Raw genomic sequence first — 21,996 nt, forward strand, 5'->3', positions numbered from 1 at the left:
AAGCGGGGAGGACAGGCATGACAACGTCCACGGCCGTGGCGCTGGAGGATACGACGGTTGCGTTCCGGCTGGGCGACGAGCGCGTCTACACGGCGGTCGAGAAGGCCCGGCTGACGGTCGCGCCGGGCGAGTTCGTCGCCATCGTCGGTCCGACCGGCTGCGGAAAATCCACGCTGCTCAATGTCGCCGCAGGGCTGCTGAAACCCGCTGCCGGGAGCGTCACCCTGTTCGATCGGCCGCTGACTGGGCTTAATAAGGACGCCGGCTACCTGTTCCAGGCAGACGCGCTGTTCCCGTGGAAGACCGCGATCGACAACGTCGCGATCGGGCTCGAGATCAAGGGCACGCCGCGCACGGAAGCCTTGGCCCGTGCCCAGAAATGGCTGACATCGGTCGGGCTCGGCGCCTTCGCGGGCCGCTATCCGCATATGCTATCGGGTGGCCAGCGCAAGCGCGTGGCGCTGGCGCAGGTCCTGATCCGCGATCCCAAGATACTCCTGATGGACGAGCCGTTCGGTCCCCTCGATGCCCAGACCCGCCAGGTGATGGGCAATCTGCTGCTCGACCTCTGGAACGCCGATCGCAAGGCCGTGCTGTTCGTGACCCATGATCTGGAGGAGGCGATCGCGCTCGCCGATCGCGTCGTCATCATGTCGGCGGGGCCGTCCTCGCGCATCATCGGCGATTGGCGCGTGACGCTGCCGCGGCCCCGCGACATCTTTGAGGTGCGGCTGGACAAGGAGTTCCACGCGCTCCACCGCGAAATCTGGAGCGTGCTCAAGGACGAGGTGATGAAGGGTTACGCCCAGTCCACCCATGCGGCGGAGGCGGTCTGATGTCGCGCCTTACGCTGTTGTCGTTGCAAGTGCTGGTCGCGGTGGTCGCGATCGTGCTGTGGCAGGTGCTCTCGACCGTCCCGGTGTTCGGAAAAATCCTGCTGCCGCCGTTCTTCTTCTCCAATCCGGTCGACGTGTTCAGCCAGATCGTCAAATGGTTCTCGACCGGAGTGATCTGGAAGCATCTGGGGATCACGCTCGTGGAGTCTGTCCTCGCCTTCGTGATCGGCTCGGTCGGCGGCGCGCTGGTCGGCTTCTGGTTCGCGCGCCAGCCGCGCGTCGCCGCGGTGTTCGACCCCTATGTGAAAATGATCAACGCCTTGCCGCGCGTCGTGCTGGCGCCGATCTTCGCGCTGTGGCTCGGCCTCGGAATCTGGTCGAAGGTGGCGCTCGGCGTGACGTTGGTGTTCTTCATCGTGTTCTTCAATGTCTACCAGGGCGTCAAGGAAGTCAGCCGCACCGTGCTCGACAACGGCCGCATGCTCGGCATGAGCGAGGCGCAGTTGACGCGACATGTTTACTTTCCGTCGGCACTGTCCTGGATGTTCTCCTCGCTGCACACCTCCGTCGGTTTTGCCGTGGTCGGCGCCGTCGTCGGCGAATATCTCGGCTCCGCCGCCGGTCTCGGTTATCTGATCCAGCAGGCCGAGGGCATCTTCGACGTCGCCGGCGTGTTCGCCGGCATGTTCGTGCTGTCGGCCTTCGTCATCCTGATCGACTTTGGCGTGACCTTGGTCGAGCGCCGGCTGCTGGTGTGGCGGCCCACGGCGACGGATGGGCGAGGGTAGAACCGCCGGACCCGCGCCCTGGCGCGAGCCCGGAGGCTGACTGGGGCTTTAATCCAGCAGCTTGGTATCGTCAGGCGCCTGCGGTGGCGTCTTGATGGCGATGGCCTTGACCTGGCCGCTGATCGGCTTGGTGCCGCCATGCGGCGTTCCCTTCGGGATGATGACGAGGTCGCCAGGCTTCACCGTCACCTCCTTGTCGCCGAGCCAGATCGTGCCGGTGCCGTCGAGGATGTACTGGATCTCGTTGGTGTTGGGATGCAGGTGCTTCGGCACATTGCCGACCTGGATCGACACAGTGGCGCCGTCGGCGCTCGCGAACATCTTGGAACGGTAGCCGACATTGTTGGCGGGCCCGAGCGCCTCGCCTTCCATCTCGCCGGTATGGATGATCTGTGCGGTGATGTTTTCCGCGGCCCACGCCGGTTGCAGCAGATAGGTGACGCCGCATCCGGCGGCAAAGGCAGCGGCAATCGACAGCGCGGCTGCAAGGCGGTTCATGGGCAGTTCTCCCGGTCCCTAGGATTGTTGTTGTGACTTCATGCTATTGCGTCGAAAGACGGATGAACAGGGTCTTGCGCCGAGCTTCTCAAGCCCGGTCGGCTCCTCTATGGTGCCGCCAGCCGAACGGAGGAAAACCAATGAAGAACACGATTGCCAGGCTCGCGGGCGCGCTGCTCGCGCTCACCCTCTCAAGCGGTCTCGCCGCAGCGCAAAGCAAGGTTACCATCGCCGTCGGCGGCGGCGCCTGCCTGTGCTACCTGCCCACGGTGCTGGCCAAGCAGCTCGGCGAATATGAGAAGGCCGGCGTCAATGTCGAGCTCGTCGACCTCAAGGGCGGCTCGGATGCGCTGAAAGCCGTGCTCGGCGGCAGCGCCGACGTGGTCTCCGGCTATTTCGACCATTGCGTCAACCTCGCCGCCAAGAAGCAGGAACTCCAGGCCTTCGTGGTCTACGACCGCTATCCCGGCCTCGTGCTCGTCGTGTCGCCCTCGCACACCAATGAGATCAAGTCGATCAAGGATCTCGCCGGCAAGAAGGTCGGCGTCAGCGCGCCCGGTTCGTCGACCGACTTCTTCCTCAAGTTTCTCCTGAAGAAGAACGGCCTCGATCCCGCCGGCACTGCCGTGATCGGCGTCGGCCTCGGCGCCACCGCCGTGGCCGCGATGGAGCAGGGCCAGATCGATGCCGCCGTGATGCTCGATCCCTCCGTCACCGTGCTCCAGGGCAGCCACAAGGATCTGCGCATCCTCAGCGACACCCGCACGCAGAAGGACACGCTCGATACATTTGGCGGCGAATATCCGGGCGGCGCGCTCTACTCGACCACGGCCTGGGTCAACGGTCACGAGAAGGAGACGCAGGCACTGACCAACGCGATCGTGGGCACGCTGGCCTGGATCCACTCGCACACGCCGGAAGAGATCATGGCCAAGATGCCGGACGAGATGGTCGGCAAGAACAAGGACCTCTATCTCGCCGCGCTGAAGAACACGATCCCGATGTTCTCTACGACCGGCAAGATGGATCCGAAGGGCGCGGACGCCGTGCTCGCGGTGTTCAGCGTCGGCTCGCCCGAAGTTGCCGCCGCCAAGATCGATGTCAGCAAGACCTTCACCAACAAGTTCGTCGACCAGGCCAAGAAAACCACGGGAATGAATGCCAAATAATGCGTCAAGCAAAAGGCATAAAGGCGTGATACCCAAGGCGCCATGATATCCCCGACGATTCATCGTATCGCGACGCTTGACCTCGCCGTGAAGACCATGACGTGGCCGTTCGCTGAAGAGCGGCGCGCCGATATCGCGGCGCATTTTGCCGAGAAGCAGCGCGAGCGGCCGCAGCTATGGAACGGTCGCATCCTGCTCGGGCGCGATCCCGTGTTCGACCGCGATCACTTCGCGGCGACTTACTTCGAGACCGATTTCGCAAGCTTCCTCGCCTGGCGCGACTGGGGCTTTCCGGACAAGGCCGTGTTCAACGGCTTTGGCATGGGCGCCCTGCGCGCCTCCGACGGTGCGTTCGTGATGGGCGTAATGGGTCATCACACCGCCAATGCCGGCCGCATCTATTTCCCGTCGGGCACGCCCGACCCCGACGATGTCAGGGATGATCGGCTCGACATGTCCGGCAGCGTCGTGCGGGAGGTCGAGGAGGAGACCGGTCTCATCGCGGCCGACTACCGCGCGGAAGCGGACTGGCATTGCGTGGTGACGGCGGCCGCGATCGCACTGATCCGTATCATCGACCTAGACATGCCTGCCGAAGCCATCCGCACGCAGATCGAAGCCAATCTGGCGGCGCAGACCGAGCCCGAGCTATCCGGCGTCCACCTAGTGCGGGGGACCAGCGATCTCACGCCGTCGATGCCGCGTTTCGTCACGAGCTTCATCGAGCAGCAGTTCGCCTCGCGCTGAGAGCGCCGCGCCCGGCGAGACGTTGATTGTCCGCGCCCGATTCCGACGCAGCTCAGCCTCTCCTCACGTCCTGGCGGCCGCTTTTGGCCTTCTTCTGCTTGATGCTCGGCTTCCTCGCCGGGCTGCTCCTGGTGGTCTCCGTCGCCGGTCGCTTGCCGGCAATCGTCCGACGGTTCGACAATTTGGATCTGGTGTAGTTGAGCACTCGCTCCATCGCGATCCGGGCTTTCTCCGCATCGCCGCTCTCGATCGCACGCGCGGCGGCCGCATGATTGGGCAGGTTTTCCTTGAACCAGCCGACGCTCCCGACGGCGACATGGAAGACCATGCTCAGGATGGTGTCGATCGCACCGCGAAAGCCTTGCAGCACCGGGTTGTGCGTTGCATCGAGGATCGCGAGGTGAAAGGCCTTGTCCGCGGCAACTGCGCTTGTCTGATCCGGCGCCGTATGCATTGCCGCCAGCGCCGCATTAATGCGCCGGCGATCGTCTTTGGTCGAGCGCACCGCCGCCAGTGCCGCAGCGGCGGGCTCGATGATCGAACGTACCTCCTGGATGGCCAGGAGCAGGTCGCGGTCAGGCTCGCTCTCCCCGACCAGCCAACTGAGAACGTCGCGGTCCAGCAGGCTCCATTCGCAGCGCGGTAGCACGTGCGTGCCATGGCGGGGACGCACGCTTACCAAGCCCTTCCCGGCAAGGATCTTGATCGCTTCGCGCACCACGCCGCGCCCGACGCCAAAGCGGGCCTCGAGGTCAGGCTCGGGCGGTAGAGCGGCCCCTTCGGGAATGAGGTCGCGCGCAATTTCCCGGCCGAGCGTGCTCAACACGGTGCGGATTCGACCAGGCTTGATCGGTTTGTCGGTAGTCCTCGGCCTGGCCACCTTTGCCTCCTCGTGACGTGGTATCGCCCAACCGGTTGAGATTGCCTAGCAGACCCGAGGTGTGCTAGCAATCATCCGATGTTAAACATCGGATGATTGCGCGAATCCGCGTATGTCAGCCGAAAGATCAGGGAGGGACTTACGGCCAGCGGCAACGTGCCGCGGCAGAGGCGCTCGGCTTATTCGGCTTGACATCGTGCGGCTCTGCATCGTGTGATGCGAAGCAATCAAACTACAAAACTATAAAATAACATCGTCCAGGGAGGTTCTTATGCGTGCGCGCAAGGCTGCCCGCTTGTTACGTGGGCTGATGGTCGCGATTGCGGCGACGGGTTTGGCGGTCTCCGCCGAGGCCCAGGAGAAGAAGCTTAAGATCGGTGTCATCTATGACCTGACCGGCCCACTCGCCGGCGGCGGTTCGGAGCTGCAATACACCGGCGCCAAGATCATGCTGGACCAGTATGGCAAGACCGGAGTCGAGGGCTACAAGATCGAGGCGATCTATGCCGACGCCCAGAGCAAGCCGGACGTCGCCATCAACGAGGCGGTCCGCCTGATCGAGCAGGAAAAGGTCGACATGCTGCTCGGCTTTTTCTCTTCTGCGCAATGCGTACCGGTCGCAGCCCGGGCGGAGCAGGCGAAGAAGTTCATGTGGATCACCACCTGCATTTCCTCAGCCGTGCTCGCGGACAAGAATTACAAGTACATATTCCGTCCGCAGGCAAGCGGCGATCAGTTCGGCATGATGACGATGGACTTCATCGCGCAGAACGCGAAGGAGAAGTTCGGCAAGGAGCCGAAGGACCTGCGGGTCGCGATCATCCACGAAGACGGTGCCTACGGTGTCGACGTCTCCAAGGGCAACGAGGCCGGTGCCAAGAAGGCCGGCTTCAACGTTGTCCTGAAGGAAGGCTATTCCGCGACCGCGCCGGACCTTTCCGCGTTGGTGACCAAGCTGAAGCGCGCCAAGCCCGACGTGGTGTTTCACACCGGCTACAATCCCGACATCACGCTGTTGCTGCGCCAGGCGCGCGAGCAGGGGTTGAAGTTCGGCGCCCTCGTCGGCCATGGCGCCGGCTATGGCGTCTACGAGAAGCTGAAGGAAGGGCTGGGCAGCGACGTCAACTATGTCTTCAACACCGACCCGATCTCGATCTGGCTTGCCAACCAGAAGTCCATGGATGCCAAGCTGCCGCCGGTCATCAAGATGGTCGGCGAGGAGTTTGACAAGGTGAAGCCGGGGGTGGCCATACGCTCGGCTCATGTCGGAATGGCGGCCTCGAACACCTACGTCTTCATGACGGAAGTGCTGCCGCGCGCGATCAAGAAGTACGGCGGCGTCGATCCCGATGCGCTGCGCAAGGCGGCCCTCGAGGTCGACCTGCCCGAGGGCGGAACGATGCTCGGCTTTGGCGTAAAATTCTACGGCGAGGGTACGCCAATGGCCGGCCAGAACGAACGCTCGTTCCCCGTCGTGATCCAGTACATCGACGACAAATCCTATGTGGTGTGGCCGAAGAGCCAGGCGCAGCGCGAGGCGGTGCTGCCCTTGCCGAAGGGTACCACCTATGCGAACCAGTAGCGCGGAGAAGGAGCGGTGCTGGAGGTCAGCGGACTAGTGAAGCGTTTTGGCGGCTTCACGGCCGTCAACAACGTGTCGTTCAGGGTCGATCAGGGCGAGATTCTCGGCCTGATCGGTCCGAACGGTTCGGGCAAGAGCACGATTTTTAACATGCTCTCCGGCACGCTCGCGCCGACGGCGGGATCAATCATGTTCGCCGGCTCCGAGATCGGCGGGCTTGCGCCGCATCGGATCATCAACGGCGGCATCGGGCGCACCTTCCAGATCCCGCGGCCGTTCCGTCGCCTGACCATCTTCGAGAACGTGGCGCTGGCCGGCTTCTACGGCCAGGGCCGGCAAAGCCGCGCCAGGGCCGAGGAGGCGGCCGAGCGTGCGCTCGCGATGGTCGGTCTGCCGACCGATCGCCATGCCAGCGTCGACGGCCTCGGCGCGGCCGGCCTGAAGAAGCTGGAGCTGGCCAAGGCGCTCGCGACGGGGCCAAAGCTTCTGCTCGCCGACGAGAGCCTCGGAGGCCTCGACGAGGCCGAGATGGACCAGGCCGCCGACATGCTGCGGCGGATCCGTGACGATCTCGGCATCACCATCATTTGGGTCGAGCACATCATGGGCGTGCTGATGCGCGTGGTTGATCGCGTGATGGTGCTGGATCACGGCGAGAAGATCTCGGAAGGACTGCCAAGTGCGGTCGCGAGCGATCCGCGGGTAATCGAGGTCTATCTCGGCACCGATGCCGAGACCACGCAAGCCGCGGCCGCCGAAGCGCGCCGCCGCGCCGGAGGCTAGGACCATGCTGGAGCTTCGATCCGTCGACGCCGGCTATGGCAGCTTTCAGGCGCTGTTCGACGTCAATCTCGACGTGAAGGCGGGCGAGGCCGTCGGCGTCATCGGCCCGAACGGCGCCGGCAAGACCACCCTGATGCGGGTGATCTCCGGCCTGATCCGCCCGACGCGCGGGTCGATCACGATGGAGGGCGTGAACGTCGTGACGACGCCCGCGCACCGCATCGTCGGCATGGGGATCGCCCATGTTCCGGAAAATCGCCGGCTGTTCCCGCGGCTGTCGGTCGACGACAATCTCAAGATGGGCGCCTTCATGCCGAAGGCGCGCGCTAAATACGCCGAACGGCTCGAGATCGTGTTCGACCTGTTTCCGCGCTTGAAGGAGCGCCGCCAGCAGATGGCCGGCACCATGTCCGGCGGCGAGCAGCAGATGTGCGCGATCGGCCGCGCGATGATGTCGGACCCGAAGCTCTTGTTGCTTGACGAGCCCTCGGCGGGACTTGCCCCCGTCGTGGTGCAGCAGGTGTTCGAGCTCGTGAAGCGGATCCGGTCGAGCGGCCTGACTGTGCTGATCGTCGAGCAGAACGTGCAGCAGGTGCTGCGTGTGGTGGACCGCGCCTATCTGATCGAGGCAGGCAGCATTCGAGCCTCCGGCACTTCGAGCGAGATGCTGGCGAGCGACACGGTCAAGGAAGCGTATCTCGGGGTGTGAGGGCGGGCAGGAAACGGGGCACGTGACATGCAGGGATTTCTCGAGATCTTCGACATCTACCTCCTGGAGGCCGTGATCAACGGCATCCTGCTCGGCGGCGTGCTTGCGCTGCTCGCGCTCGGGCTGAACCTGATCTTCGGCGTCATCGACGTGACGTGGATCTGCTACGCCGAGCTGGTGATGATCGGCATGTATGCCATGTATTTCATGGTCCAGTACTTCGGCATCAGCTATTTCATCGCCGCGCCGCTCACCGTGCTGCTGGTCGCAGCCCTCGGTGCGTTGCTGCATTTCCTCGTGATCGCGCCGCTCCTGACCGCGCCGCCGATCAACCAGCTGCTCGCGACCGGCGGCGTGCTGTTCGTGCTCCAGAGCTTTGCCACCGTCGCCTTCGGCATCGACTTCCGCAATCTCGGCATCCGCCTGCCGGTGCTCGCCTTCGGCGACATGAATTTTTCCTACGCGCGATTGCTTTCGTTCCTGGCGGCGCTGGTCGGCATGGTCGTGGTTTATCTGTTCATGACCCGCACCTTCACCGGCACGGCGATCCGCGCCATCTCGCAGGATCGGCAGATCATGGCCTTGATGGGCGTTGACACCAAGAGGATCTACATCATCACCTCGGCGCTCGGCGGCGCGCTCGCGGGGCTCGCGGCCTGCCTGCTCGTGCTGCAATATGACGTGCATCCCTTCGTCGGCCTGTCGTTCGGGCCGATCACCTTCCTGATTTGTGTACTCGGGGGCCTCGGCAATTTCATCGGCGGCTTCATCGCCGCCTTCGTCTTCGCCGAGATCATCTCGCTCGGCGGCCTGTTCTCCGACCTCGAATGGGGCTACGTGCTCGCGTTCGGCTTCTTCATCCTGATGATGTTCATCCGGCCCGCGGGCCTGCTCGCGAGGCGCTCATGAAGGGCCGGGGACAGTATGCGGCCTGGATCGTCGGGCTTGCAGCGCTCATCGCGCTGCCCTTCGTCTATCGTGATCCCTATCATTTGCACATCCTGGTGCTGATCCTGATCTGGTCGTTCGCCTATACGTCCTGGTCGATGATGGGGCGGTTCGGGCTCGTCTCGCTTGGCCATGGCGGCTTCATGGGGATCGGCGCCTATGTCACGGCGCTGCTGTGGAATCATGCCGGCCTGTCGCCGTGGATCGGCATTCCCATCAGCATGGTCGCCGCCGGCGCGCTGGCGCTGATCGTCGGCTATCCCTGCTTTCGCTTCCGGATCACCGGGCACTATTTCGTGCTGGTGACGCTGGCGCTGTCAGGGATCGTACTGCAGGTCATCACCGCGACGCGCGACTGGACCGGAGGCTCGCTCGGCTACACGCCGAATCGCGCCGCGTCCAACAAATGGCTGGCGCTGCAATTCGACGACAAGACGACCTGGTACCTGATCGCGCTCGGAGTCTGGCTCGTTGGCCTCGTGGTCTGGCATTGGGTCGACCGCAGCATGAGCCGCTACGCGCTGGAGGCGATCTCGGAAGATGAAGACGCCGCCGCCGCCGCCGGCGTCGACGTCACCGCGGAGAAGCTGAAGATCACGCTGATCAGCGCGCTGATGACGGCGCTGGCCGGCGCGATCTACTGCCAGTACCAGATGTTCATCACGCCCGACACCGTGAGCGGCATCTCGGTGTCGCTGCAAATGGTGTTTGCGGCGATCGTCGGCGGCCTCTACGTCTCGCTCGGGCCGACGATCGGCGCCATTATCACGATCCTCCTTGCCGAAACCTTGCGCATCGGCTTCGGAACCAAGGCGGTCGGCTGGGACAATCTCGTCTACGGCTTGTTGCTGGTTCTCTTCATCATATTCCTTCCCAAGGGTATCCTTGGTAGCGTCCTCGACCGCTTGAAGCCGCAGCGCAAGGTATCCCCGAGCTCATGAACAAGAAGTCGTCCCAATCGCTCGCCTCCGAACTCGATCAGTTCATCACGCCGTTCCGCCATGATGGCTCCGGCAAATTTCACCTGAAGGATTACAAGACCAACGAAAAGGGCGGGCTGGACAAGGAGAAGGCGCAGGAGATCCTCGAGGCCAACAAGAAGCGCCTCGTCGACTTCCAGGAAAAGCTCTACGCGCAGGATCGCTGGTCGCTGCTCCTGATCTTCCAGGGCATGGACGCCTCGGGCAAGGACAGCGCGATCAAGGCGATCTTCGAGGGCATCAATCCGCAGGGCTGCGACGTTCATGCGTTCAAGCAGCCGACCAGCACCGAGCTCGATCACGATTTCCTGTGGCGCTGCATGATCGCGCTGCCGCCGCGCGGGCATATCGGTATCTTCAATCGTTCGCATTATGAAGAGTGCCTGGTCACGCGCGTGCATCCGGAAATTCTCGACAAGGAGAAGCTGCCGCCAAGACTCGTCACCAAGAACATCTGGCGTGAGCGGTTCGAGGACATTTCCGCCGTCGAGCGCTATCTCTCGCGCAACGGCACCGTGATCCTGAAATTCTTCCTCAATGTCTCCAAGGAGGAGCAGCGTCAGCGGTTCCTGGACCGCCTCCAGGAGCCTTCCAAGAACTGGAAGTTCTCGATGGGCGACATTAGCGAGCGTGCGTTGTGGCCACGCTATCAGGCGGTGTACCAGGACATCGTTCGCCACACCGCAACGCCGTTCGCCCCCTGGTATGTCGTGCCGGCCGATCACAAATGGTTCGCGCGCGTGGTGATCGGCTCGGTGATCGTCGCCGCCCTCGATCAGCTCGACCTGCGCTTCCCCCGGGTCGACAAGGAATCGCTGGGCGAGTTCGCCAAAGTGCGCAAGGCGCTGGAGCAGGAAGGGAAGGGAGGCAAGAAGCGGGAGTAGTGAACGACGCCGGCACCAGGAATCTCAAGAGCGTGAATTTCGCGCTGCAGGGTGGCGGCGCGCATGGCGCTTTCGTCTGGGGCGTGCTCGACCAGGTGCTGGAGGACGGCAGGCTGTCCATCGAGGCCATCAGCGCGACAAGCGCAGGGGCGATGAATGCGGTCGCAATGGCGTCCGGCATGGCGGAGGGCGGTGCGGAAGCCGCGCGGCAGAACCTGCACGAGTTCTGGCACGAGGTCTCGCGCATGGACATGGTCTACGACCTGTTCTCGCCGCTTAACCAGTGGATCCAGGCGCTCAAGCTGCCGCCGGAATATCATCCGTTCCACGCCTTCATCCACACCCTGACCCACACGGTCCCGCCGACTCTGCTCAATCCCTTCCACTTCAATCCGCTGCGGTCGCTGCTGCAGAGGGTCGTCGATTTCGACCGGCTCAATTCCTCGCCGGAAGCCCCGCAGCTCTTCCTCAACGCCACCAACGTTCGTACCGGCAAGATCAAGGTGTTCCAGACGCCGCTCCTCAGCGCCGAGGCAGTGCTCGCCTCGGCATGCCTGCCGCCCTATTTCCAGGCTGTCGAGATCGACGGCGAGCATTATTGGGACGGCGGCTATCTCGGCAATCCCGCGATCTATCCGCTGATTTATCGGAAGGGCAGCCATGACGTCATCATCGTGCAGGTGACCGCGATCAAGCGCAACGAATTGCCGGCGAGCGCCGCGGACGTCCTGCATCGCATCAACGAGATCAGCTTCAATTCGTCACTGATGCGGGAAATGCGCGCGATCGCCTTTGCGACACGGCTGATCGATAGCGGCGAGCTCGACAGGGACAAGCACAGCCGCATGTTCATGCACTGGATCGGCAACGACCAGCTGATGTCGCAGCTCGGCACCGCGACGCAGTTCCACCCGGAGTGGAGCCTGTTGTGCCGCCTGCGCGACGAGGGGCGGGAGGCGACGCGAAGTTGGCTCGCGAGTAATTTTGATCAAATCGGCAACCGGTCTACCGTCGATCTGACCGACATGTTCCTGTGATTGAGGGAGCGGCGGAAGCCTCGACCTCGCGCACCTTCTGCCGGAGGTGCGCGAGGCGACTGCGGTTCAGTAGCCGCGGCCCCACCAATAGCAGAAGCGCTCGACGTTGGCGGCAAGGCCCGTCTCGTAATTGCTCCACTTCTCGTATTTCGGCAGCTTCACCTCCTTCATGGCGGTGTCGATGCATTTGCCGGCGTCGGCCGCCTTTTTCACTTCCGCCGAGAGGTCTTCGAGATAGGCGATGTCGTCCTGGACGTCTTTCTTCGTTCCGAAGCGGCCGCCGGCCTGGGGGTGGCCGGGGATCATGCGCTCCCAGTCGAGCGCGGCGAGCTTCTTCAGGGAATCGATATATTCGAGCGGCGAGACGTTGTCCGGAATGTTGCGGAACTGGATCGACTCGAGCGGCGCGAAATCGACGACGAAGACCAGCTTCTCCTTCGGCAGCCGCATCACCAGCGTATTGTCGGAATGATTGCGGCCGACAAAGATCAATTCGAGCGTGGTGCCGCCGAGCGAGATGGTCTTCTTGCCGTCGACGACCTCATCGGGCATGACCACGTCCGCCAGCAGTGCATTCTGTTTCTTCAGCTCCAGGAGGCGCTCCTTGGCGCGCTTATGCGCGATGAAGGTGGCGCCGAGGTCCTTGAACGGCTTGCCGCCGGCAATGTGGTCGTAGTGATGGTGGCTGTAGATGACGTATTTGATCGGCTTGTCGGTCACCGCCTTGATAGCATCGACATAAGGTTTTGCCGGGCGCAAATACGAGATCGGATCGGTGGCGATCACGCCCTGCGGCGTCACGATGAACATCGACTGGTGGCCGCCGTAACGGAAGATATAGACGTTCTCGGTGCCGTCGACCTTCTTGGTCGATGTCTGCGGCGGGTTCTGCGCAGCGGCGGAGCCCACTCCGACAATGAACGCAAGAGCGGCCAGGCAATGGATTGTCTTCATCTGTGATTTTTCCGGTCAATGATATGATGCGGGAAGGAAGTAGCCTCACTACCACTAACGTCGCTGCCGCGTGCTTATTCCACGCCAACTCCATTGGCATCGAGGGTTGCGACGATGCGAGGCGCGCCAGAGATCCAGAGGTGGCGGTGCAAGGTACTGATTTAGCATCTGGAACTCTGTCTTCAAATCTGGTGACTGTGCCGTCGTTCCAGCTTGACAGTTTTATGGCGCGGGAGGAGCATGCCGGTGGTCGCCATTGGCGACACGCAACGTCCAACCTCATGAGCAAGGGGAGGTCTATGACACCACCTCCGCAAATCCAGCCGCGTTAAGTGCGACGGAGCTCGTTCGGACTATCGCATAGCGGCAGAAACCGCGAACGGCACGCCGGGTCAAGGTTAAGCGGGCTGCATCAGTGAGGCAAAGCCCCTTACCTTCCCGGCGCTGTATTTTGAGATTCACGCTCGCTCCCACCGGCGATCGCAAGGCTTGCCGGGTGAGGTTTCTGAACCATTGATTTCTCCTCCTCCTCGCCCTCATTCCGGGACACGCGCAGACGCGAGCGGGTCCCGGGATGATGGGTCGCGCTTGTGCGCGAGTCGAAATGAGACACCCGATATCGAACGTGTTCGCGACATTTCGCACAACCTGCGCGCGGTTCCTGCGATGCAACAAATGCCAAGAGAATGTCGTCGCGGTGGCAAACTTCCGACACACGATGAAGGCGAATAGCGGCAATCCGACATGACTCGTGCGCTCAGCGGTGCCGGTTCCGGTCCCGCAGGCGCTCGTATTTTTTTCAGGGACTCATCGTGTCGCATAAGCTTTCGCCCGCAATTCTGCTCGCCTGTCTCTTCCTTGCAATCTCTGCTCTCAGCGGTGTCCACGCAGAGCCGCCTGCACCTGCGCCGAATGGCTCGGCAACATTATCGCCCGAGCAGGCGAAACAGGCTCTGGATACGCTGCAGGACGACCAGAAGCGTGCGCAGATGATCGACACGCTTCGTGCAATCGCGAGCGCCTCAGGCCAGCCGCAGCCCGCCGAGCAGAAATCCCCGATTCCCCTGTCGGCCGACGGCCTTGGTGCGCAGCTCCTCCTCAGCGTCTCCGAGGAGATCGGCGACATCTCGCGGCAGGTTGCCGATATCGCCCGGACGCTGACGCATTTTCCGGCGTTCTATTATTGGATCGTGCGAACGGCCAATGATCCCGCGGCCTATCATCTCCTGGTCGAGATCGCCTGGAAACTTGCGCTGGTGTTCGGTTGCGCGTTCTGCGCGGAGTGGGTGTTGGTCCGGCTCGTGAGACGGCCGGTCGTGTTCCTGGAAGCGCGCGTGCCGCAAGCGGCTCGCGTGCCGTCGCACGCGTTCCCGGTTGCCGAGCCGGCGTCGTCGGCTGCCGCCACCGAACCCGAGCTGCACCGGCGCCGCGTGAGCCTCGCGCGGGCCTGGCAGTTGATGCTGCGGCTGCCCTTCGTGATCGGGCGCCTTGCACTCGAACTGCTGCCGGTGCTGTTGTTCACGGGTATCTCGACGATGCTGCTGGGAACGGAGATCGGCGATTCCCCAACCGTACGCCTCGTCATTCTGGCCGTCGTGAACGCGTACGCCCTGTCGCGCGTGTTCATCTGCGTTGCGCGGGCGCTCGCTGGCCCGTTCGGCTTGTTGCCCGCCCGTGCGGAGACCGCAGCCTATATCGAGATATGGGCCCGGCGCATCGTCGCCGTCGGCGTATCGGGCATTGCCTTCGCCAATGTCGCGCTGCTGCTGGGGCTGCATCGGGCAGGCTACGCCGCGCTGCTGCGCATGGTGATGCTGATCGTGCATCTCTTTGTCGTCGTCATCATCCTGCAATGCCGCCGGCACGTGGCCGATGCCATCCGTCCACCCGCCGGCCGCCAGGGAGTTGCGGCGCAGATGCGCAATCGCGTTGCCGGCCTCTGGCACTATCTCGCGATTGCGCTCGATCTCTCGCTGTGGGCCGTGTGGGCGTTGAACATCCGCAACGGCTATTCGCTGCTGCTGCAATATTTCGTCGGCACGATCGTCGTTGCGCTGATCACCCGAGTCGCCATCATCGTCACGCTGAGCCTGATCGACCGCGGCTTTCGCATCAATCCGGAGATCCTGCAGCGTTTTCCGGGTCTGGAGACGCGCGCCAACCGCTATCTGCCGTTGCTGCGCAAGATCGTCTCGGGTGTCATCGCCTTTATCGGTATCGTCGCGGTCCTGGAGGTATGGGGCGTCGATGCCGTCGTCTGGTTCTATGGCGGTCAGATCGGCGGCCGGCTGCTGTCGGCGGTGGTGACCATCGGCATCGCCGTCGCGATCGCGGCGGCGATCTGGGAAGCCAGCAACGCGCTGATGGATCACCAGGTGAACGTCCTGTCGCGGGACGGGCACTATGCCCGCGCGGCGCGGCTGCGGACGTTCCAGCCGATGCTGCGCACCGTGCTGTTGTGCCTTATCGCCACCGTGGTCGGCCTCACGGCGCTCAGCGAAATCGGCGTCAACGTCGCGCCGCTGCTTGCAGGTGCCGGTATCGTCGGCATCGCCATCGGCTTCGGCTCGCAAAAACTGGTGCAGGACCTCATCACCGGCCTGTTCCTCCTGCTCGAGAACACCGTCCAGGTCGGCGATACCGTCAGCGTTTCCGGCCTGAGCGGAACGGTCGAGAACGTCTCGATCCGTACCATCCGCCTGCGCGCGGGCGACGGTGCTGTGCACATCGTGCCCTTCAGCGCGGTGACGACCATCACCAATTCCAGCCGCGGCGCCGGCAACGCGTCGGTCAGCGTCAACGTCGCCTATAAGGAAGATACCGATCGCGCCGGCCAAATTTTGAAGGACATCGTCGCTGAGATGCGTCGTGAACCGGAGTTCCGCGGTGCGATCCGCGGCGATCTCGAGCTCTGGGGCATCGACAAGGTGGACGGCGCGATGGTTTCGATCGTGGGGCAGATCCGCTGCACCGACAGCGGCCGCTGGCCGGTTCAGCGCGAGTTTAATCGGCGCATGAAGCAGCGCTTCCAGGAGAGCGGGATCGAGATCGCGTCCTCTGTTCAGACGATCTTGATGCAGATCGCTCCGCCTGCGGATATCGCGCCGAATCTGGCGCCGCGGCGGGTGACCGGCTAGGCGTCGAAATTTCGCCCTTGCCTCCGTTCCGCCGGCGGCGTTCACTTCCCCATAAACAACCGTCGGCGAAGCGACCAGCGGACGTGGAAAGTTCTGGGGGAAGCAATGAGGGCAGGGCTGTTGGCCGGTTTGTGCGGCCGCGTGATCGCATTGTGCGTGACGATGAGCCTTGTGGCGTGGATCCCGCCGACCAGCGCCCAGTCCTTCCCATCGCGCCCCATCACTCTGGTGGTACCGTTCGCAGCCGGCGGCCCGACCGACACGTTGGCGCGAATCCTGTCCGAGCGGATGGCGGCCGATCTCCATGGCACGGTCGTCGTCGAGAACGTGGCCGGCGCCTCCGGCAGCATTGCGGGCGCCCGCGTCGCGCGTGCGACGCCTGACGGCACCACGATCACGATCGGCCATTGGGGCACGCATGTGCTGAACGGCGCGATCTACAAGCTGCCCTACGACGTGATCGCCGATTTCGAGCCGATCGCATTGATCGCGAGCGGGCCCCAGCTCATCGTCGGCAAGAAGGCGCTTAAGGCCGACAGCCTGAAAGACCTGGTCGCCTGGCTGAAGGACAATCCCAACAAGGCGACGGCGGGTACGGCGGGCGCCGGCTCCGGCGCGCATGTCGCGGCCGTGTTCTTCAAGACCAAGACCGGCACCGAATTCCAGCTCGTGCCCTATCGCGGGGCCGGTCCCGCCATGATCGATCTCGTCGCGGGCCAGATCGATTTGATCTTCGACCAGGCGACGAATTCGCTGCCGCAAGTCAAGAACGGCGCCATCAAGGCCTATGCAGTGACGTCGCCGACGCGGCTCGCATCCGCGCCTGAGATTCCGACCGTCGACGAAGCCGGCGTGCCCGGTCTCTATATCTCTTACTGGCACGGTATCTGGGCGCCGAAGAACACGCCGAAGGAGATCGGCGACCGGTTGAACGCGGCGGTCGTGGCCGCGCTCGCCGATCCCGGTGTCCGTCAGCGGTTCGCCGAACTCGGCCAGGAGATCTCGCCCAAGGAGCGACAGTCGCCTGCGGCGCTCGCTGCTCATCAAAAGGCCGAGACCGAAAAGTGGTGGCCGATCGTGAAGGCCGCCGACATCAAGGCAGAATAGTGCTCAAGGGATCAGCTTTTCGGTTCGCTTGAGACCATCCTGCATCATCCGTCCTGAAGCGTTCGCTGCGGTGCGAAATCCAACGTCCTTGATCTCGATCGAGGGCTGGCGGACAATGTTTGTCGTCAAATCAAATAAGAAACCTCTCGGGGGAATTCGTGAATAGACCTGATCTGGTCGATGCCCACTCAACGCCGTCCAAACCGCAGCATGGCCTGTCACTGCTGCGCGATCCCTTGCTCAACAGGGGCACCGCCTTCACCGAACAGGAGCGCGCCGCGCTCGGATTGCGGGGCCTGTTGCCGCCCTGCGTGCTCACCATGCAGACCCAGGCGGATCGTGTGCTGACTAACCTGCGCACGCTGCCGACCGATCTGGAGAAATACGTGGCGCTGAATGCGCTGCACGATCGCAACGAGGCGCTGTTCTTCCGCGTCGTCTGCGACAACATCGACGAGATTCAGCCGCTGATTTACACCCCGACCGTCGGGCTCGCTTGCCAGAAATACGGTCTGATCTTCCAGCGTCCGCGCGGCATGTTCATCTCCTCGCGCGATCGCGGCCAGATCGCCGAGATCCTGCAGAACTGGCCCTACGAGGCAAAACTGATCGTCGTCACCGATGGCGAGCGTATCCTCGGTCTCGGCGATCTCGGCGCCAACGGCATGGGCATCCCGGTCGGCAAGCTCTCGCTCTATTCGGCCTGCGCCGGCGTGCATCCCGAACTGTGCCTGCCGATCGTGCTCGACGTCGGCACCAACAATGAGGAGCTGCTGGCCGATCCCTATTATCTCGGCCTGCGCGAGCGGCGGCTCACGGGCGAGGCCTATGATTCCTTCGTCGACGAGTTCATGACGGCGGCGCGCAAGACGTTTCCGGGTGTGCTGATCCAGTTCGAGGACTTTGCCAATCACTCGGCGTTCAAGCTCCTGCACAAATACCGGGATGAGGCCTGCGTCTTCAACGACGACATCCAGGGCACCGCCGCTGTGGCGCTCGCCGGCCTGTTCTCGGCGCTACGCGTCAGCGGCGGCAAGTTGAGGGACCAGAAGATCCTGTTCCTCGGCGCGGGCGAGGCCGCCACCGGCATCGCCGACCTCGTGGTGTCGGCGATGATGGCGGAGGGAGCATCGGAGGCCGAGGCGCTGCGGCGCAACTGGCTGGTGGATTCCCGCGGCCTCGTGGTCAAGGATCGCGCCGGCCTGTCGGGTCACAAGCTGCGTTATGCCCATGACGACCAGGCGCCGGTTGCCGACTTCCTGACGGCGATCAAGACCTTGAAGCCGACGGCGATCATCGGCGTTGCAGCCGTGGGCGGCGCCTTCACGCCCGAGGTGCTGAAAGCGATGGCAGCCCTCAACGCCCAGCCGATCGTGTTTGCGCTGTCCAATCCGACGTCGAAGGCGGAATGCTCGGCGGAGGACGCCTATCGCTACACCGAGGGCCGCGCGCTGTTTGCCTGCGGCAGCCCGTACGATCCGGTGACGCTCAACGGCAAGACCTTTGTGCCGCGCCAAGGCAACAATTCCTACATCTTCCCGGGCGTCGGCCTCGGCGTCATCGCCAGCGGCTCGCGGCTCGTGACCGACGAGATGTTCATGGCGGCGGCGCACTCGCTGGCCGATTGCGTCGGCAAGAATGACCTCAGCCAGGGCAGCCTCTACCCGGCGCTGCCGCGCATCCGCGAGGTCTCGGCCCGGATCGCCGCGGCTGTCGCGCAGGTCGCCTATCAGCGCGGCCTCGCCGAGGGGCCGGCACCCAATGACGTCATGAGCCAGGTCCAGTCGCAGATGTACGAACCGCACTACTGACGGGGGTTATCCGCCGTCGGCGGCGGATAGGTCAGCAAAGCGGCCCTGCCATCCCAGGTAGAATGGCGTTGCCAGGCAGGGCCTATATGCTACGATGCGTAGCATTACAAGAAGCAGCCGTAAGGTTCTCATCATGAACGATCGTTTGCCCGAACTGGGCGACCTCGAGCACGAGGTCATGCAATTGGTTTGGGCTCATGGTCCGGTCACGGCGGAAACAGTGCGAGAGCGGCTGTCGCGTCGGCTTAAGGAATCGACGGTGCGCACCGTGCTGCGGCGGCTGGAGGAAAAAGGCTACACCCACCACACCGTGGACGGGCGCACTTACGTGTATCATGCGGCCGAGCCGCGCGCGCGTGTCGCGGCCAAGGCCGTGCAGCGCATCGTCGACTGGTTCTGCAACGGCTCGGTCGAGGAGGTTCTGGTCGGCATGGTCGACAACGCCATGCTCGACCAGGAGCAACTGCGCAGCCTGGCCGACCAGGTGGCGAAGGCGAAGAAGGCGAGGGGAGTGAAGAAAGAATGATCGCAACTCTGGCAGAGGCGGCGCTGCGCTCCTTTGTACTCGGAGGCGTCGTCTGGTTTGGCTTGTACCTCTTTCGCGTGCGCAATCCGCACGTGCACATGACCGCGTGGGTCGTCGTGCTGCTGGCGTCGCTGGCGATGCCGTTCGTGATGCACTGGCCGACGGTCACGATTTCCCGGCTGCCCATGCCGGTGCCGGTCCCGGATAATCTCTGGCCGATCGAGCCGGCGATGCAGGAGCTATTGCCGCCGCCGCCGGTGAATCCGGGTGCGGTTGCCGCTCCGCCGGCGCAAAGCGCCGTGTCGATCAACTGGGCGCTGCTGGCGACCATCGTCTATGCCGGCGTGGCCTCGCTGTTGCTGCTGCGGCTGACGCTCGGTCTCTGCCTGACCTGGCGGCTGGCGCGCGCTGCGAGGCCCATGAACGAGCTCCGCGTTGCCGGCGCCGACGTGCGCCTCAGCCGCGATATCGGCGGACCCGTGACGTTCGGATCGACCATCCTGGTGCCGCCGCAGTTCCTCGGCTGGAATGCGCAAAAGCGCCTCGCCGTGCTCGCCCATGAGGGCGCGCATGTCGCCAATCGCGACTTCTACGTCCTGCTGCTGGCGTCGCTGAACCGCGCGGTGTTCTGGTTCAGCCCGTTCTCGTGGTGGCAGCACGCGCGGCTCGCCGAGATCATCAGCGATGCGCAGGCGATCGAGGTGATCGACGACCGCCTGTCCTATGCGGAGATCCTGCTCGACGTCGCGACCAGTATCAGACCGCGGCCGATGGAGCTTGCGATGGCGCGGGTCTCGACCGTGCGCACGCGCGTCGAGCGCATCATTGCCGCCGCGTCCATCCCGGTCGCGGTGGGCTGGCGCAAGCGGCTGTGGATCGCGGCGGCGATGGTGCCGGCCGTGATCGTCTCGACCGGCATGATCGCCTATCGCACGCCGGACGGCAGTCCGCCGATCGAAGCCGTTCCCGAGGCGACGATCGCGCCGCGCGGCCATGCCTTCGTCAATTTCTATGCGCTCGGCCAGAACGCGGTATTCGCGATCTTCCGTGACGGCGACGATCTGTTCGGACAACTGACCGGCCAGCGCAGGCTGCGCCTGACGGTTGCGGACGGTACGGCCTCCTACGCGGCAGTCGCGGGCGAAATCACCTTCTCCGTCGACGAGGAGCGGCGCACGTTCGACCTTGTCCTGCACCAGAACGGCCGCGAGATCCGCGCGGTCCGCGTCGCGGAGATGCCACGCGCTGTGGCGGCCACCGTACCGTACGATCAATATGCCGGCTGGTACCAGGTCACGCCGTTCCGCGTGCTGACCATCAGCCGCGACGGCGACCGGCTGCGCGCGCAGGAGACGGGCCGGCCGGCCTTCGAGATTTCGGCCGATGGCGTCGATGCCTTCTCGACCGAAGCTAACGACGCCTTCGTGTTCCTGCGCGACGACCAGAACAAGGTCGTGCGCGTGCTGCTGCAGAACGCTTCCTCCGGCGCGCGGCTTGCGCCACGGATCGATGCGGCCATCGCCGCGACGATCGAAGGCGACTTCACGCGGCGGATCGCCTTGGTGCCGGATCGATTCCGCGAGCAAGTCCCGGCGACCGGCAGCAAGGAATTGATCCTGCGCGGGATCGAGGATTTGCGGCAGGGAACGCCGAACTATGAGCGCATGAGCGCGACGCTGGCGGCCAAGATCCGTCGTCAGGCGGGCGAACTGCATGCGACTTTCGTGGCGCTCGGCGCGGTGGAGTCGATCTTCTTCCGTGGCGTCGGACCCGGCGGATACGACATCTATGGTGCGAAGTTTGCCAACGGCACGGCCGAATTTCGCATCGTGCTGGAGCAGGACGGCAAGGTTGGCGACGTGTTGTTCCGGCCCGATGGCAATGACGAGCCGGGCGGCGTTGCCGCCTGCTCGGAAGCCGCGAACCTGAGCGGGCGTGCCGGCACGTCGCCGATCCGGATCATGCTCTACAACGACACCGGCAACGACATCCAGGTCACCGGCCTGGATGCCAGTGGTCGTCGCCCGGTGCGCAGCATCGTCAGCCACAACATGTCGGCGACGTTCCTGACCACCGTCAACACTCCGTGGACGGTCGCTGACCGTGCGGGGAAATGCCTGGAGGTCGTGCTGGCTGGCCGGCACACGCGCTTCCACAATGTCGACCTTGCGCATCTGCAAGGGAAGCCGAAGCTCGTGGATCGCCGTACCGTGCCAATCGCCGACGGTGAGGAGACGCTGCGCCAGTATATCGAAGCCGTTGGCAAGGGCCGGCCCGACTATGGCCGGATGACGAGCGAAGTGGCCGAGCAGACGCGCCAGCAACTCCCGTTCGACCAGGCGATCCTGGCGCGGCTCGGCGCCTTGCGCGCGATGTCGTTCCGCGGCGTCACCGCGCTCGACAGCGATATTTATGTTGCGCAGTTCGCCAATGGCTCGGCCGAATGGCGCATCGGGGTCAAGAACGGCACCATCACCAAGATCGCGCTGGGGCCGAGCTATTAGAGGCGACCGGGATGCCGGGCGCGTGATCGGCCGGCCGTTCAATCGCCGCTTGCGTGATTTTCTCACGAGTGTTACAGTTCGTAGCACTACACGGCGTAATGCCCAACGAGACGGGG

The 21,996-nt window shown here is 63.9% G+C and carries 18 protein-coding genes and 1 pseudogene; 16 read left to right on the plus strand and 3 right to left on the minus strand.

Annotation, left to right across the window (positions count from 1 at the left end; genetic code table 11):
- Window positions 1–17: 17 nt before the first annotated feature.
- Both KUF59_RS12005 and KUF59_RS12010 read left to right on the plus strand, forming a co-directional pair.
- Window positions 18–836 carry an ABC transporter ATP-binding protein gene (locus KUF59_RS12005; RefSeq protein ID WP_212457231.1) on the plus strand — a complete coding sequence of 273 codons (819 nt, stop codon included), beginning with the start codon at window positions 18–20 and terminating at the stop codon, window positions 834–836.
- The gene (locus tag KUF59_RS12010; protein WP_212457230.1) at window positions 836–1,624 is read left to right on the plus strand and encodes an ABC transporter permease; all 789 of its coding nucleotides are present in this window, start codon (window positions 836–838) and stop codon (window positions 1,622–1,624) included. The genes KUF59_RS12005 and KUF59_RS12010 overlap by 1 nt, the downstream gene beginning before the upstream one ends.
- Before the next feature lie 48 nt (window positions 1,625–1,672).
- Here KUF59_RS12010 and KUF59_RS12015 read toward each other — a convergent pair whose 3' ends face one another.
- Entirely contained in the window at window positions 1,673–2,122 is a 450-nt protein-coding gene (locus tag KUF59_RS12015) for a cupin domain-containing protein (RefSeq protein ID WP_212457229.1), read from the minus strand.
- 140 nt (window positions 2,123–2,262) lie between these two features.
- Here KUF59_RS12015 and KUF59_RS12020 point away from each other — a divergent pair, with 140 nt between their 5' ends.
- Both KUF59_RS12020 and KUF59_RS12025 read left to right on the plus strand, forming a co-directional pair.
- Window positions 2,263–3,291: an ABC transporter substrate-binding protein gene (locus KUF59_RS12020; RefSeq protein WP_212457228.1), complete on the plus strand. Its 1,029-nt coding sequence runs from the start codon at window positions 2,263–2,265 to the stop codon at window positions 3,289–3,291.
- Window positions 3,292–3,333: 42 nt separating this feature from the next.
- Window positions 3,334–4,038, plus strand: coding sequence for an NUDIX hydrolase (locus KUF59_RS12025; RefSeq protein ID WP_212457227.1), 705 nt, complete (start codon window positions 3,334–3,336; stop codon window positions 4,036–4,038).
- Between the two features lie 52 nt (window positions 4,039–4,090).
- On the opposite strand, the gene KUF59_RS12030 is transcribed toward KUF59_RS12025, so the two are convergent.
- Window positions 4,091–4,864: a FadR/GntR family transcriptional regulator gene (locus tag KUF59_RS12030; protein WP_258770001.1), complete on the minus strand. Its 774-nt coding sequence runs from the start codon at window positions 4,862–4,864 to the stop codon at window positions 4,091–4,093.
- Between the two features lie 325 nt (window positions 4,865–5,189).
- Here KUF59_RS12030 and KUF59_RS12035 point away from each other — a divergent pair, with 325 nt between their 5' ends.
- From KUF59_RS12035 to KUF59_RS12065, 7 genes and pseudogenes are all read left to right on the plus strand, one after another.
- Complete coding sequence (locus KUF59_RS12035) at window positions 5,190–6,500, plus strand: ABC transporter substrate-binding protein (RefSeq protein WP_212457225.1); 1,311 nt, start codon at window positions 5,190–5,192, stop codon at window positions 6,498–6,500.
- A 15-nt stretch (window positions 6,501–6,515) separates the two neighbouring features.
- Window positions 6,516–7,283: an ABC transporter ATP-binding protein gene (locus KUF59_RS12040; protein ID WP_212457224.1), complete on the plus strand. Its 768-nt coding sequence runs from the start codon at window positions 6,516–6,518 to the stop codon at window positions 7,281–7,283.
- A 4-nt stretch (window positions 7,284–7,287) separates the two neighbouring features.
- Complete coding sequence (locus KUF59_RS12045; RefSeq protein WP_212457223.1) at window positions 7,288–7,992, plus strand: ABC transporter ATP-binding protein; 705 nt, start codon at window positions 7,288–7,290, stop codon at window positions 7,990–7,992.
- A gap of 27 nt (window positions 7,993–8,019) precedes the next feature.
- Entirely contained in the window at window positions 8,020–8,901 is an 882-nt protein-coding gene (locus KUF59_RS12050) for a branched-chain amino acid ABC transporter permease (RefSeq protein WP_212457222.1), read from the plus strand.
- Window positions 8,898–9,945 (plus strand): annotated as a pseudogene (locus KUF59_RS12055) (branched-chain amino acid ABC transporter permease). The gene KUF59_RS12050 and the pseudogene KUF59_RS12055 overlap by 4 nt, the downstream one beginning before the upstream one ends.
- Window positions 9,878–10,804 carry a polyphosphate kinase 2 family protein gene (locus KUF59_RS12060; RefSeq protein ID WP_212457221.1) on the plus strand — a complete coding sequence of 309 codons (927 nt, stop codon included), beginning with the start codon at window positions 9,878–9,880 and terminating at the stop codon, window positions 10,802–10,804. The pseudogene KUF59_RS12055 and the gene KUF59_RS12060 overlap by 68 nt, the downstream one beginning before the upstream one ends.
- A complete protein-coding gene (locus KUF59_RS12065; RefSeq protein WP_212457220.1) occupies window positions 10,804–11,841 on the plus strand; it encodes a patatin-like phospholipase family protein in 1,038 nt (345 codons plus the stop codon). Before KUF59_RS12060 ends, KUF59_RS12065 begins: the two co-directional genes overlap by 1 nt.
- Window positions 11,842–11,907: 66 nt before the next feature.
- Here KUF59_RS12065 and KUF59_RS12070 read toward each other — a convergent pair whose 3' ends face one another.
- Entirely contained in the window at window positions 11,908–12,795 is an 888-nt protein-coding gene (locus KUF59_RS12070) for an MBL fold metallo-hydrolase (protein ID WP_212457219.1), read from the minus strand.
- A gap of 812 nt (window positions 12,796–13,607) precedes the next feature.
- Between KUF59_RS12070 and KUF59_RS12075 the strand changes: the two genes are divergently transcribed.
- From KUF59_RS12075 to KUF59_RS12095, 5 genes are all read left to right on the plus strand, one after another.
- Window positions 13,608–15,932, plus strand: a complete 2,325-nt coding sequence (locus KUF59_RS12075; RefSeq protein ID WP_212457218.1) for a mechanosensitive ion channel domain-containing protein — start codon at window positions 13,608–13,610, stop codon at window positions 15,930–15,932.
- Window positions 15,933–16,037: 105 nt separating this feature from the next.
- Window positions 16,038–17,039 (plus strand): tripartite tricarboxylate transporter substrate-binding protein, encoded by a 1,002-nt coding sequence (locus tag KUF59_RS12080; protein WP_212457217.1) that lies wholly within the window; start codon window positions 16,038–16,040, stop codon window positions 17,037–17,039.
- A 215-nt stretch (window positions 17,040–17,254) separates the two neighbouring features.
- Window positions 17,255–18,850 (plus strand): NAD-dependent malic enzyme, encoded by a 1,596-nt coding sequence (locus KUF59_RS12085; protein ID WP_249140202.1) that lies wholly within the window; start codon window positions 17,255–17,257, stop codon window positions 18,848–18,850.
- A 133-nt stretch (window positions 18,851–18,983) separates the two neighbouring features.
- Complete coding sequence (locus KUF59_RS12090; RefSeq protein ID WP_212457216.1) at window positions 18,984–19,376, plus strand: BlaI/MecI/CopY family transcriptional regulator; 393 nt, start codon at window positions 18,984–18,986, stop codon at window positions 19,374–19,376.
- Window positions 19,373–21,880: a M56 family metallopeptidase gene (locus KUF59_RS12095; protein ID WP_258769487.1), complete on the plus strand. Its 2,508-nt coding sequence runs from the start codon at window positions 19,373–19,375 to the stop codon at window positions 21,878–21,880. The genes KUF59_RS12090 and KUF59_RS12095 overlap by 4 nt, the downstream gene beginning before the upstream one ends.
- The last annotated feature ends 116 nt before the right edge of the window (window positions 21,881–21,996 follow it).

It is taken from the genome of Bradyrhizobium arachidis, assembly GCF_024758505.1.
Classification (GTDB): Bacteria; Pseudomonadota; Alphaproteobacteria; order Rhizobiales; family Xanthobacteraceae; genus Bradyrhizobium; species Bradyrhizobium manausense_C.